Origin of the sequence: Pseudomonas cucumis (assembly GCF_030687935.1) — a bacterium.
GTDB classification, from domain to species: Bacteria; Pseudomonadota; Gammaproteobacteria; order Pseudomonadales; family Pseudomonadaceae; genus Aquipseudomonas; species Aquipseudomonas cucumis.
The window spans coordinates 1,824,625-1,837,675 of record NZ_CP117454.1 but is presented as its reverse complement, the minus strand read 5'-3'; the positions used below and the strand labels follow the sequence as shown (position 1 = coordinate 1,837,675).

Sequence of the window (13,051 nt, the reverse complement as noted above, 5' to 3'; positions counted from 1 at the left end):
TGGGACGAAGCTGGTCATTACAGAAGGGCCGCCCATCGCTGAGCGGCCCGTGCAACGAAATCAGATATCCAGCAGCAAACGAGCCGGGTCTTCCAGCAGGTTCTTGATGGTAACCAGGAAGGTCACAGCTTCTTTGCCGTCGATCAAACGGTGATCGTAGGACAGAGCGAGGTACATCATCGGACGGATAACGACTTGACCGTTGATCGCCATAGGACGCTGCAGAATGTTGTGCATGCCCAGGATGGCCGCTTGTGGCGGGTTGACGATCGGCGTCGACATCATCGAACCGAAAGTACCACCGTTGGTGATGGTGAACGTACCACCGGTCATTTCGTCCATCGACAGCTTGCCGTCACGAGCCTTCTTGCCGAAGGTGGCGATGCCGCCTTCGATTTCAGCCAGGCTCATCAGTTCGGCGTTACGCAGAACCGGTACAACCAGGCCGCGGTCGCTGGAAACAGCCACACCGACGTCAGCGTAGCCGTGATAAACGATGTCAGCACCGTCGATCGACGCGTTGACAGCCGGGAAGCGTTTCAGCGCTTCGGTGGCAGCCTTGACGAAGAACGACATGAAGCCCAGGCGCACGCCGTTGTGGGACTTCTCGAACAGGTCCTTGTACTTCGAACGCAACGCCATGACTTCGGTCATGTCGACTTCGTTGAAAGTGGTCAGCATTGCCATGTTCGATTGAGCTTCAACCAGACGCTTGGCGACGGTGGCCCGCACGCGGGTCATCGGTACGCGCTTCTCGATGCGATCGCCAGCAGCGAACACTGGAGCAGCGGCAGCAGGTGCAGCAGCCTTGGCAGGCGCGGCAGCCGGAGCGGCTTTCTTGGCAGCTACAGCGGCAACAACGTCTTCCTTGGTCACGCGACCGCCTTTGCCAGTGCCGGCAACGGAAGCGATGTTGATGCTGTTTTCTTCAGCCAGCTTGCGAGCTGCCGGTGCAGCAACAGGATCATCTTCGCCTTCAGCGACCGGAGCAGCAGCTTGTGCAGCGGCCGGAGCAGCGGCAGCAGGAGCGGCAGCAGCGCCGCCCGCTTCGATGGAGCCCAGGACTTCGTCGGACAGAACGGTGTCGCCTTCGTTCTTGACGATAGCGCCCAGCACGCCATCAGCGGTAGCCAACACTTCCAGCACAACCTTGTCGGTTTCGATGTCGACGATCAGGTCGTCACGCTTTACAGCGTCGCCCGGTTGTTTGTGCCAGGTGGCAACGGTGCCATCGGCAACCGATTCCGGGAAAGTGGGGGCTTTGATTTCGATAGCCATTATCTGTGAGTCCTTAAATTCGGTTTCAAGTGCGCGAAGGCGTTAAACAGTAAAGGCGTCTTGCAGCAGTTTTTCCTGCTGCTCAGCGTGCATCGATGCGTAACCGCATGCAGGTGCAGCAGAAGCCTCACGGCCCGCGTACTCAAGTACGAGAGACTTGTTGAGATTGCTGATGCTGCGACGCATGTGGTGTTGGCTGCAGTACCACGCCCCCTGGTTCATCGGCTCTTCCTGGCACCACACGGCATTTTTGACGTTGGTGTAAGGAGCCAGGACTTCTTTCAAGTCGTCCTCAGGGAATGGGTACAGTTGCTCGATACGCACGATGGCGATGTCATCACGACCTTCGGCACGGCGTTTTTCCAGCAGGTCGTAGTAGACCTTGCCGCTACACAGAACAACGCGCTCGACCTTGTTCGGGTCCAGTGCATCGATTTCCGGGATAACGGTCTGGAACGAACCTTCGGCCAGATCTTCCAGGGTCGATACGGCCAGCTTGTGACGCAGCAGCGACTTCGGAGTCAGAACGATCAACGGCTTGCGCAGCGGACGAATCACCTGACGACGCAGCAAGTGGTAGATCTGGGCCGGGGTAGTCGGCACGGCTACCTGAATGTTGTGCTCGGCGCACAGCTGCAGGTAACGCTCCAGACGAGCCGAAGAGTGCTCCGGACCCTGACCTTCATAACCGTGCGGCAGCAGCATGGTCAGACCGCAGAGACGGCCCCACTTGTGCTCGCCACTGGTGATGAACTGGTCGATAACCACCTGGGCACCGTTGGCGAAGTCGCCGAACTGGGCTTCCCAGATCACCAGCGCTTCAGGCGTGGTGGTCGAGTAACCGTATTCGAACGCCAGCACGGCTTCTTCGGACAGGAACGAATCGTACAGGTCGAAACGTGGCTGGCCCTTGTACAGGTTTTGCAGCGGGACGTAGGTACCCGCGTCTTTCTGGTTGTGCAAGACAGCGTGACGGTGCGAGAACGTACCGCGACCGATGTCCTGACCCGTCATGCGAATCGGGTGACCTTCGAACGACAGGGTCGCGTACGCCATGGTTTCGGCGTAACCCCAGTTGATCGGCAGGCCGCCGGCTTGCATTTTCTGACGGTCTTCGTAGATTTTCGAGACCTGGCGCTGAACCACGAATCCTTCCGGAATTTCCAGCAGCTTGGCGGACAGTTCCTGCAAGGTTTTCAGATCGAAGCGAGTGTCGTGACGCGCGGTCCAGGCGTGGCCCAGATACGGACGCCAGTCCACGAACAACTCTTTGTTCGGCTCTTTGACCAGGCTTTTTACTACGTGCAGGCCGTTGTCCAGCGCATTGCGGTATTCGTCGACTTTCGCCTGAACACGCTCTGCGTCCAGCACACCGCTCTGGGTCAGACGATCGGCATACAGCTCACGGGTGGTGCGCTGTTTGGTGATCTGCTGATACATGATTGGCTGGGTGCCGCTAGGCTCGTCGGCCTCGTTGTGGCCGCGACGACGGTAGCAGACCAGGTCAATCACCACGTCACGCTTGAACTGCATGCGGTAGTCGATGGCCAGCTGGGTCACGAACAATACGGCTTCCGGATCATCACCATTTACATGGAGGATCGGCGCCTGGATCATCTTCGCAACGTCGGTCGCGTACTCGGTGGAGCGCGAGTCCAACGGGTTACTGATGGTGAAACCGACCTGGTTGTTGATCACGATGTGCACAGTGCCGCCGGTCTTGAAACCGCGGGTCTGCGACATCTGGAAGGTTTCCATCACCACACCCTGACCGGCGAATGCCGCGTCACCGTGGATGGAGATCGGCAGAACCTTCTCGCCGGTAGGGTCGTTACGACGATCCTGACGGGCGCGAACCGAACCCTCGACCACGGGTGAAACGATTTCCAGGTGGGACGGGTTGAACGCCATGGCCAGGTGAACTTCACCGCCAGTGGTCATCACGTTGGACGAGAAGCCCTGGTGATATTTAACGTCACCGGAACCCAACTCGACCTTCTTCTTGCCTTCGAACTCGTCGAACAGCTCGCGCGGGTTCTTGCCGAAGGTGTTGACCAGCACGTTTAGACGACCACGGTGGGCCATGCCGATGACGATTTCCTTGGTGCCGTAGGAGCCGGAACGCTGGATCAACTCGTCGAGCATCGGAATCAGGCTCTCGCCGCCTTCCAGACCGAAACGCTTGGTACCCGGGTATTTGGTCCCGAGGTATTTTTCCAGGCCTTCACCGGCGGTGACGCGCTCGAGCAGGTGGCTCTTGATGTCGGCGGAGTACGTCGGACGGCCGCGCACGCTTTCCAGACGCTGCTGGAACCACTGGCGCTGCTCGGAATCGGTGATGTGCGTAAATTCAGCGCCGATGGTGCGGCAATATGTCTGCTGCAACGCTTCGTGAATTTCGCGTAGGCTCGCCTCCTCTTTGCCGATGAACAGGTCGCCGGCACGGAAGGTCGTATCAAGATCGGCATTGGTCAAGCCGTAATGATTGATCGACAGGTCTGCAGGTGCAGGACGCTGCCACAGCCCCAGCGGGTCAAGCTGGGCTGCCTGGTGGCCACGCATACGGTAGGCCTGGATCAATCGCAGCACTTCAACTTGCTTCTTCTCGTGCTCACTGCTCACGCTGCCGGCGGAAACCGGTTGGGCGCGGCGCTGGTTCTTTGCCAGCAAGACGAAATGATCGCGAATTGTGGAGTGCGAAACATCGGTGGCAGTGTTGCCATCAGCAGGCAACTTCTGAAAGTAGGTGCGCCACTCTTCTGGCACAGCGTTAGGGTCGTGCAGGTAGAGCTCGTAGAGCTCTTCCACATAGGCAGCGTTACTACCGGATAGGTAGGCGCTGTTCCACATGCGCTGCATCACGCTTTCTTGCATGCTTGGTCACCCTCGGTTAGGGGAACACCACCGGCGTCGACACCGAGAAAACTTGCAGAAGTCCGAATGCAGCGACTAAAACAAGCCACTTAGGATCACGCTGATAGTCCGGGTACCAGCCCGGATGCCCCTGCTTGTCTCATTTCTTCAAAATAAGAGCCGCAGCCTTATAAGCTGCTGCTCAGGTTAAAACTACGGCGCCGGTTGAAGCCTGCGCCGTAGCATCTACGGGTACAGCGGTCCTACGGGTACAGCAGCTGAATCACACGCCGCTTTGCAGCAGCATGTTACGAATGTGACCGATGGCCTTAGTCGGGTTCAGGCCTTTCGGACAAACGTTGACGCAGTTCATGATGCCCCGGCAGCGGAATACGCTGAACGGGTCATCCAGCGAAGCCAGACGCTCGGATGTCTTGTTGTCGCGGCTGTCTGCCAGGAAGCGATAGGCTTGCAGCAGAGCAGCCGGACCCAGGAACTTGTCCGGGTTCCACCAGAAGGACGGGCACGAAGTCGAGCAGCAAGCGCACAGGATGCACTCGTACAGACCGTCGAGCTTTTCACGCTCTTCAGGGGACTGCAGACGCTCGATGGCCGGAGCCGGCGTGTCGTTCTGCAGGTATGGCTTAACCTTTTCGTATTGCTTGTAGAAGATGCTCATATCGACGACCAGGTCACGAATAACCGGCAAACCTGGCAGCGGACGGACGATCAGCTTGTTACGTTTTACGACGGCAGACAGCGGCGTGATGCACGCCAGACCGTTTTTGCCGTTGATGTTCATGCCGTCGGAACCGCAAACACCTTCACGGCAAGAGCGACGATAGGAGAAACCTTCGTCCTGCTCTTTGATCAGGGCCAGCACGTCCAGCACCATCAGGTCTTTACCACCGGTATCAACCTGGAATTCCTGCATGAACGGCGCAGCGTCCTGATCAGGGTTGTAACGATAAACACTGACTTGCAACATGGCGGCCACCCTTAATAAGTCCGAATCTTAGGTTCAAAAGTCGGAACAGTCTTCGGCGAGAAGTTCACAGCACGCTTGGCAACGCGCTTGTCACCCGGGAAGTACAGGGTGTGGCACAGCCAGTTTTCGTCGTCACGGTCTTCGAAGTCTTCACGGGCGTGAGCACCGCGGGACTCTTTGCGCACTTCTGCAGCGATGGCAGTGGCTTCGGCCACTTCCAGCAGGTTCTGCAGTTCCAGCGCTTCGATACGCGCGGTGTTGAACGCCTGGCTCTTGTCGTTGATCTTGACGTTGGCGATACGGCCACGCAGATCAGCCAGCTGAGCAATACCCTTCTGCATGTATTCGCCGGTACGGAACACACCGAAGTAGTTCTGCATGCAGCTTTGCAGTTCGCGACGCAGGGTTGCCACGTCTTCACCTTCGGTACGCTCGTTCAGAGCGGACAGACGTGCCAGGGCCGCGTTGATGTCGGCGTCGGTGGCGTCATCGTATTCGATACCGTCGGTCAGCGCTTTTTCCAGGTGCAGGCCGGCAGCGCGGCCGAATACCACCAGGTCAAGCAGCGAGTTGCCGCCCAGACGGTTGGCGCCGTGAACCGATACGCACGCCACTTCACCCACTGCGAACAGGCCAGGGATGATTTCGTCGACGCCTTCGTCGTTCTGGGTGATAGCCTGACCGTGAATGTTGGTCGGAACGCCGCCCATCATATAGTGGCAGGTCGGAACAACCGGAACCGGAGCAACAACCGGGTCAACGTGCGCGAAAGTCTTGGACAGTTCGCAGATGCCTGGCAGACGGCTGTGCAGCACTTCCTCGCCCAGGTGGTCGAGCTTGAGCATCACGTGGTCGCCATTCGGACCGCAACCGTTACCGGCGATGATTTCTTTAACCATCGAACGGGCAACAACGTCACGACCGGCAAGGTCTTTGGCGTTTGGAGCATAACGCTCCATGAAACGCTCGCCGTGCTTGTTGATCAGGTAACCACCTTCACCACGGCAACCTTCGGTGACCAGTACACCGGCGCCGGCGATGCCGGTCGGGTGGAACTGCCACATTTCGATGTCTTGTACCGGTACGCCGGCACGCAGCGCCATACCAACGCCGTCACCGGTGTTGATCAGGGCATTGGTGGTCGAAGCGTAGATACGACCTGCACCGCCGGTGGCCAGTACGGTGGCCTTGGCACGGATGTAGGTGGTTTCACCGGTTTCGATGCAGATGGCAATCACGCCGACGAATGCGCCGTCCTGGTTTTTCACCAGATCAACAGCGTAGTACTCGTTCAGGAACGTAGTGCCGGCTTTCAGGTTGCCCTGATAAAGGGTGTGCAGCAGCGCGTGGCCGGTACGGTCGGAAGCGGCGCAGGTACGGGCGGCCTGGCCACCTTTACCGTAGTCCTTGGACTGACCACCGAACGGACGCTGATAGATACGACCTTGTTCGGTACGCGAGAACGGCATACCCATGTGGTCCAACTCGTATACGGCGGCAGGACCTTCCTGACACATGTATTCGATAGCGTCCTGGTCACCGATATAGTCGGAACCCTTGACGGTATCGTACATGTGCCAGCGCCAGTCATCGTTCGGATCGGCAGATGCGATGGCGCAGGTGATGCCGCCCTGGGCCGACACGGTGTGCGAACGGGTCGGGAAAACCTTGGTGATCACGGCAGTCTTGTGACCGCCCTGTGCCAGTTGCAGCGCTGCGCGCATGCCGGCACCGCCACCACCAATAATGATGGCGTCGAAAGAAATCGTTGGAATGTTAGCCATGGATCAGATACCCCAGAGAATCTGCACACCCCAGACGAAGTAAGCGAACATCGCAACGCCGCATACTGCCTGGAAAAGGAAACGTACTGCAGTCGCGGACTTGCCCAGCGCCATCGGCGTCAGGTAGTCAGTCGCGATGGTCCACATGCCGACCCAGGCGTGAGCGCCCAGGGCTACAAGGGCCAGCAGACTGAAGATACGCATCCCGTTGTGGGCGAACAGGGCATGCCATTGGTCGTAGCCAATGCCTGGATTCGCAACGAGGTATCCGATCAGGAAGATAAAATAAGCCGCGAGAACGACCGCAGACACACGCTGTGCCATCCAGTCATAGAGGCCCGAACGCGACAGGTTCGTAACGCTGGTTACCATATCCAAACTCCCGCCAGAACGATCAACACCGCAGATACGGCGATAATGATTTGCGAGCCCAGCTTGCCGCCTTCCAGCGTCTCACCGATGCCCATATCCATAATCAAATGGCGCACACCGGCTACCAGGTGATACAGAAGTGAGGACAGGAGGCCCCATGCTACGAACTTGGCCAGCGGACTGGTCAAGCATGCCTTCACCTCGGCAAAACCTTCCTCGGAACCCAGAGACTTGCCCAATGCATACAGCATGAAGCCAAGGCCCAGGAAGAGGATGATGCCGGAAACACGGTGAAGAAACGACGTAACGCCGGTGATGGGGAGTTTGATGGTCCTTAGGTCTAGGTTTACAGGTCGTTGGCTTTTCACGGCTTTTTTTCACACTGAAGAGCCCCTAACAATCAGGGCAAAGTTGTTGGGGAGTGCACTGGTCAGGTAACCACCACCCAGGGATGCGACCCCCAATAAAGCAGGCCCAAAAGCCCCTGGCGGTCGGTGGCCGAGTATAGACAGTTAGGCTACTAATGACAACGCGTTCACCTTCCCCTAATAGCTGATTGCACAAGAGGGATAAAAGGCGTAAATGGCAGGCAATTTCGAGGAAAAAGTCCGGTTAAAGCCTTCTGGAGCAAGACTTTAGGCAAATTGACATTCGAATTTATCTCACTATAGTGGTGCGGGCCCTGCGTGGGGGGTCTGTCTGATGATTTCAAGCATAAATAGGAGGCCACATGGCTGACAAAAAAGCGCAGTTGATCATCGAGGGCGCAGCCCCCGTCGAGCTGCCCATTTTAACCGGCACCGTTGGTCCCGATGTTATCGACGTTCGGGGCCTGACGGCCACGGGCCGTTTCACCTTTGACCCTGGTTTCATGTCGACTGCCTCTTGCGAGTCGAAGATCACCTATATCGACGGCGACAACGGCATTTTGCTGCACCGCGGCTACCCGATCGAACAGCTGGCTGAAAAGTCGGACTACCTGGAAACCTGCTATCTGCTGCTCAACGGCGAATTGCCGACCGCAGAACAGAAGGCCCAGTTCGTCGGCACCGTGAAGAACCACACCATGGTTCACGAGCAGTTGAAGACCTTCTTCAACGGCTTCCGTCGCGACGCCCACCCGATGGCCGTCATGTGCGGCGTAGTTGGCGCCCTCTCCGCCTTCTACCACGACTCCCTCGACATCAATAACCCGCAGCATCGCGAAATCTCCGCGATCCGCCTGGTTGCCAAGATGCCGACCCTGGCCGCAATGGTTTACAAGTACTCCATGGGCCAACCCATGATGTACCCGCGCAACGACCTGTCGTACGCGGAAAACTTCCTGCACATGATGTTCAACACCCCGTGCGAGATCAAACCGATCAGCCCGGTACTCGCCAAGGCCATGGACCGGATCTTCATCCTCCATGCCGACCACGAGCAAAACGCATCGACTTCTACCGTACGTCTGGCCGGTTCGTCAGGTGCCAACCCGTTCGCCTGTATCGCCGCCGGTATCGCTGCACTGTGGGGCCCGGCCCACGGCGGTGCGAACGAAGCCGTTCTGACCATGCTTGACGAGATTGGCGATGTTTCGAACATCGACAAGTACATCGCCAAGGCCAAGGACAAGAACGATCCGTTCAAATTGATGGGCTTCGGTCACCGGGTTTACAAAAACCGCGACCCACGCGCCACCGTCATGAAGCAAACCTGCGACGAAGTGCTGAAAGAGCTGGGCATCACCAACGATCCGCAACTCGAACTGGCCATGCGCCTGGAAGAGATCGCCCTGACCGATCCGTACTTCATCGAACGCTCGCTGTACCCGAACGTCGACTTCTACTCGGGGATCATCCTCAAGGCGATCGGTATTCCGACCAGCATGTTCACCGTGATCTTCGCCCTGGCGCGGACTGTCGGCTGGATCTCCCACTGGAAAGAAATGCTCTCCAGCCCGTACAAGATCGGCCGCCCGCGCCAGTTGTACACCGGCTACGAGTCGCGTGATATCACCAAGCTGGAAGACCGCTGATAAGACCTGTCTTGCGATAGCGTCTTAAGTAGCATCGGAAACGGCCTCTATGTAGATAGAGGCCGTTTTTGTTTGCGCTCTTTGGTTGTGTGCATATCCGTTTCTTCGGTAACGGCGACTTATGGTTTCGCTCTTACAGCGAGTCACTTTGGAAAAGCCCGAAAGTCCTTTCGTTCGGTGCCTCGCCCAGGCTCGGCATGCCCTCGCTCCGGTCCTGCTCCGTGGGCCCGCCGCGATCGGCCATCCATGGCCGTGCGCGGCTAACCCGGCATCCATGCCGGGTTGCCCACTGCGCAGAACCTCCACTCGGCCTCTCGAGGGGGCGTGCACCGCAAAAGCCAAAGCGAGGCGGCCTACCGGCCGGCCTGACTTTAAGTGAACGCGTTCCCCCTGTAGGAACTGCCGAAGGCTGCGATCTTTTGATCATGCCTTTGCTTTGGCCTTTGATCTTGCTCTGCCTGCCCCAATAAAAATGCCCCGATCTCTCGACCGGGGCATTCGTGTCAGAACAACTTATATATAGAAACCTCAGTGCGAAACCGCCCCACTCGCCCCCAACCCAGTCTGCGAACGAACAAACTGCGGGAAGAACAGCGCACGTTCGTTCACACCCTCAGCCGACTTATCGGTGATCGAGAAGAACCAGATCCCGACAAACGCAATGGCCATGGAGAACAGCGCCGGGTATTCATACGGGAAGATCGCCTTCTCGTGACCCAGGATCTGCACCCAGATGGTTGGCCCCAGCACCATCAAGCCAACAGCACTGACCAGACCCAACCAGCCGCCGATCATCGCACCGCGAGTCGTCAGCTTCTTCCAGTACATGGAAAGCAGCAGCACCGGGAAGTTGCAGCTCGCCGCGATAGAGAACGCCAGGCCCACCATGAACGCGATGTTCTGCTTCTCGAACAGAATGCCCAGGCCGATCGCCAGCACTGCCAGAGCAATGGTGGTGATTTTCGAGACGCGGATCTCGTCCTTCTCGTTGGCCTTGCCCTTCTTGATCACACTGGCATACAGGTCATGAGATACCGCCGAAGCACCGGCCAGAGTCAGACCCGCCACCACCGCCAGGATGGTTGCGAACGCGACCGCCGAGATGAAGCCCAGGAAAATACTGCCACCCACCGCGTTGGCCAAATGCACCGCCGCCATGTTGTTGCCGCCCATCAGCGCGCCAGCCGCATCTTTGAAGGCCGGGTTGGTGCTTACCAACAAGATCGCGCCAAAGCCGATGATGAAGGTCAGGATGTAGAAGTAGCCAATGAAGCCGGTTGCATACAGCACGCTTTTACGCGCTTCTTTAGCGTCACTCACAGTGAAGAAGCGCATCAGAATGTGCGGCAGGCCAGCGGTACCGAACATCAGCGCCAGGCCGAGGGAGAACGCCGAGATCGGATCTTTCACCAGGCCGCCCGGGCTCATGATCGCCTCACCTTTAGGGTGAACCTTGATCGCCTCGGAGAACAGCGCGTTAAAGTCGAAGTTGACGTGCTTCATCACCATCAGCGCCATGAACGAGGCACCGGACAGCAACAGCACCGCCTTGATGATCTGCACCCAAGTGGTCGCCAGCATGCCGCCGAACAGCACGTACATGCACATCAGGATACCGACCAGGATAACCGCAACGTGATAGTCGAGACCGAACAGCAGCTGAATCAGCTTGCCGGCACCCACCATTTGCGCGATCAGGTAGAACGCCACCACCACCAGCGAACCGCAGGCCGACAGCGAACGGATCTGGGTTTGCCCGAGGCGATAGGACGCCACGTCGGCAAAGGTGTACTTGCCCAGGTTACGCAGGCGCTCGGCGATCAGGAACAGAATGATCGGCCAGCCCACCAGGAAGCCGATCGAGTAGATCAGGCCATCGTAGCCAGAGGTGAACACCAGGGCGGAAATACCCAGGAAGGACGCCGCGGACATGTAGTCACCGGCAATCGCCAAGCCGTTCTGGAAACCGGTGATCTTGCCGCCCGCCGCATAGTAGTCGGCGGCCGAGTTGTTTTTCTTGGAGGCCCAGTAAGTGATGCACAGGGTCGCCCCCACGAATGCCACGAACATCAGGATCGCGGAAACGTTGAGCGGTTGTTTCTGCACTGCACCCGTCAAAGCTTCAGCCGCCCAGGCGCCAGGTGCAAAAGCTGCGATGCTCAATAGAGCCATTAGACGCCGGATCATTGCTGAGCCTCCTTGAGAATCGCATTGTTCAAGTCGTCGAATTCGCCATTGGCGCGTCGCACGTAGATACCCGTCAGGATAAAGGCCGAAACAATCAGCCCGACACCAATCGGAATGCCCCAGGTAATCGATGACTCAGGGCTGATTTTCGCGCCCAGAATATGCGGCCCGTAAGCAATTAAAAGGATGAATCCGGAGTACAGCCCAAGCATGATCGCTGAAAGAATCCAGGCGAATCGTTCTCTCTTGCTGACCAGCTCTTTGAAGCGCGAGCTGTTTTGAATCGAGAGGTAAATGCTGTCGTTCATTGTTTTTATCCTCGCAGCACAGATTTAGTTGGAACGGTATCCACTCTATGCGGCTGCCGGACAGGTTCCAGACGACCTTAGTATTAGAACGACATGACAGGCATTAAACACATAAAAAAACAAAAGGCCCCTTGGCATGTGTGCCAAGGGGCCTTGAGAGGTGCTGACTAGACGCTTTAACTCAAATCATTTGATCCAGTCGGCAACGCGATCCGGGTGTTTGGCCACCCAATCCTTCGCCGCGGCTTCAGGCTTGGCGCCCTCTTGAATCGCCAACATGACCTCGCCGATTTCGTCTTTCGACGCCCACTGGAAGTTCTTCAAGAACTTCGCAACTTCCGGCGCTTTGGCGTCCAGGCCTTTGCTGCCAATGCTGTTCACGGTTTCAGCCGCACCGTAAACGCCTTTCGGATCTTCCAGGAAACGCAGTTTCCACTTGGCGAACATCCAGTGCGGCACCCAACCGGTGACGGCAATGGATTCATTTTTCTTCTCGGCACGGGTCAGCTCGGCAATCATGCCGGCGCCGGAACTGGCCTTGAGGGTGTAGTTGTCCAGGCCGTAATCCTTGATCGCCTGATCGGTCTTGAGCATCACGCCTGAACCGGCGTCGATGCCAACGATGCGATTTTTGAAGCTGTCGTCGGTTTTCAGATCCTCGATGGACTTGGCCTTGACGTATTCCGGCACGATCAGGCCGATTTTCGCATCCTTGAAGTTCGGGCCGTAATCGACGACCTGATCCTTGTTCTTGGTCCAGTATTCACCGTGAGTCACGGGCAACCACGCCGACAGCATGGCGTCGAGTTTACCGGTGGCTACACCCTGCCACATGATCCCGGTGGCAACGGCTTGCAGTTTCACGTCATAACCGAGTTTCTGCCTGATTACTTCTGCAGCCACGTTGGTCGTGGCGACGCTGTCCGACCAGCCATCGACATAACCGATCGTTACCGCCTTGCCTTCAGCGCTGGCCACAGTAGAACTGATGGCCAGCACCAAAGCGGCACCTGCTCCCAAGAGTCGTCGCATCTTCATCGTTACTTCCCCGAAAGTGCTGCTCCCGACGGATGTCGAGTCGCTCAACGTATTGTTATGGTGCACAGCGCCCCCATCACGCCTCACCGCAAACTCGTTCGAACATCAGCGGAGTACTGACGTTGCGATCATCAACCTGACGGCAATGAAGACCTGCTCTGCCAGCGACCTCAAAGCATCGAGAAACGACATCAGAAGGCCATTAATTGCGTCCCGCGAAAGTACG

10 protein-coding genes are annotated in these 13,051 nt (G+C 57.6%); 1 reads left to right on the top strand and 9 read right to left on the bottom strand.

What is annotated here, in order from left to right; all coding sequences use genetic code 11:
• Positions 1-60: 60 nt before the first annotated feature.
• The 6 genes from odhB to sdhC form a co-directional block, all read right to left on the bottom strand.
• Positions 61-1,278: a 2-oxoglutarate dehydrogenase complex dihydrolipoyllysine-residue succinyltransferase gene (gene odhB, locus PSH97_RS08325; RefSeq protein ID WP_305448811.1), complete on the bottom strand. Its 1,218-nt coding sequence runs from the start codon at positions 1,276-1,278 to the stop codon at positions 61-63.
• Between the two features lie 42 nt (positions 1,279-1,320).
• Positions 1,321-4,152 carry a 2-oxoglutarate dehydrogenase E1 component gene (locus tag PSH97_RS08320; protein WP_305448810.1) on the bottom strand — a complete coding sequence of 944 codons (2,832 nt, stop codon included), beginning with the start codon at positions 4,150-4,152 and terminating at the stop codon, positions 1,321-1,323.
• Positions 4,153-4,414: 262 nt separating this feature from the next.
• On the bottom strand, positions 4,415-5,119 hold the full coding sequence (locus tag PSH97_RS08315; RefSeq protein ID WP_007898989.1) for a succinate dehydrogenase iron-sulfur subunit: 705 nt from the start codon (positions 5,117-5,119) through the stop codon (positions 4,415-4,417).
• Positions 5,120-5,130: 11 nt separating this feature from the next.
• Complete coding sequence (gene sdhA, locus PSH97_RS08310) at positions 5,131-6,903, bottom strand: succinate dehydrogenase flavoprotein subunit (RefSeq protein ID WP_305448809.1); 1,773 nt, start codon at positions 6,901-6,903, stop codon at positions 5,131-5,133.
• Positions 6,904-6,906: 3 nt separating this feature from the next.
• A complete protein-coding gene (sdhD, locus tag PSH97_RS08305) occupies positions 6,907-7,275 on the bottom strand; it encodes a succinate dehydrogenase, hydrophobic membrane anchor protein (protein ID WP_008071469.1) in 369 nt (122 codons plus the stop codon).
• On the bottom strand, positions 7,269-7,643 hold the full coding sequence (sdhC, locus tag PSH97_RS08300; protein ID WP_305448808.1) for a succinate dehydrogenase, cytochrome b556 subunit: 375 nt from the start codon (positions 7,641-7,643) through the stop codon (positions 7,269-7,271). Before sdhC ends, sdhD begins: the two co-directional genes overlap by 7 nt.
• 362 nt (positions 7,644-8,005) lie before the next feature.
• Here sdhC and gltA point away from each other — a divergent pair, with 362 nt between their 5' ends.
• Positions 8,006-9,292: a citrate synthase gene (gltA, locus tag PSH97_RS08295; protein ID WP_237882884.1), complete on the top strand. Its 1,287-nt coding sequence runs from the start codon at positions 8,006-8,008 to the stop codon at positions 9,290-9,292.
• A 528-nt stretch (positions 9,293-9,820) separates the two neighbouring features.
• On the opposite strand, the gene PSH97_RS08290 is transcribed toward gltA, so the two are convergent.
• From PSH97_RS08290 to PSH97_RS08280, 3 genes are all read right to left on the bottom strand, one after another.
• Positions 9,821-11,479 carry a cation acetate symporter gene (locus PSH97_RS08290; RefSeq protein ID WP_305448807.1) on the bottom strand — a complete coding sequence of 553 codons (1,659 nt, stop codon included), beginning with the start codon at positions 11,477-11,479 and terminating at the stop codon, positions 9,821-9,823.
• The gene (locus PSH97_RS08285) at positions 11,476-11,787 is read right to left on the bottom strand and encodes a DUF485 domain-containing protein (RefSeq protein WP_007894282.1); all 312 of its coding nucleotides are present in this window, start codon (positions 11,785-11,787) and stop codon (positions 11,476-11,478) included. Before PSH97_RS08285 ends, PSH97_RS08290 begins: the two co-directional genes overlap by 4 nt.
• Positions 11,788-11,973: 186 nt before the next feature.
• Positions 11,974-12,825 (bottom strand): glycine betaine ABC transporter substrate-binding protein, encoded by an 852-nt coding sequence (locus PSH97_RS08280; RefSeq protein WP_253548903.1) that lies wholly within the window; start codon positions 12,823-12,825, stop codon positions 11,974-11,976.
• Positions 12,826-13,051: the final 226 nt, after the last annotated feature.

Excerpts from the sequence above, each read along its gene's own strand:
- odhB (WP_305448811.1), bottom strand. The coding sequence starts at position 1,278 with ATGGCTATCGAAATCAAAGCCCCCACTTTCCCGGAATCGGTTGCCGAT.
- PSH97_RS08320 (WP_305448810.1), bottom strand. The coding sequence starts at position 4,152 with ATGCAAGAAAGCGTGATGCAGCGCATGTGGAACAGCGCCTACCTATCC.
- PSH97_RS08315 (WP_007898989.1), bottom strand. The coding sequence starts at position 5,119 with ATGTTGCAAGTCAGTGTTTATCGTTACAACCCTGATCAGGACGCTGCG.
- sdhA (WP_305448809.1), bottom strand. The coding sequence starts at position 6,903 with ATGGCTAACATTCCAACGATTTCTTTCGACGCCATCATTATTGGTGGT.
- sdhD (WP_008071469.1), bottom strand. The coding sequence starts at position 7,275 with ATGGTAACCAGCGTTACGAACCTGTCGCGTTCGGGCCTCTATGACTGG.
- gltA (WP_237882884.1), top strand. The coding sequence starts at position 8,006 with ATGGCTGACAAAAAAGCGCAGTTGATCATCGAGGGCGCAGCCCCCGTC.
- PSH97_RS08290 (WP_305448807.1), bottom strand. The coding sequence starts at position 11,479 with ATGATCCGGCGTCTAATGGCTCTATTGAGCATCGCAGCTTTTGCACCT.
- PSH97_RS08285 (WP_007894282.1), bottom strand. The coding sequence starts at position 11,787 with ATGAACGACAGCATTTACCTCTCGATTCAAAACAGCTCGCGCTTCAAA.
- PSH97_RS08280 (WP_253548903.1), bottom strand. The coding sequence starts at position 12,825 with ATGAAGATGCGACGACTCTTGGGAGCAGGTGCCGCTTTGGTGCTGGCC.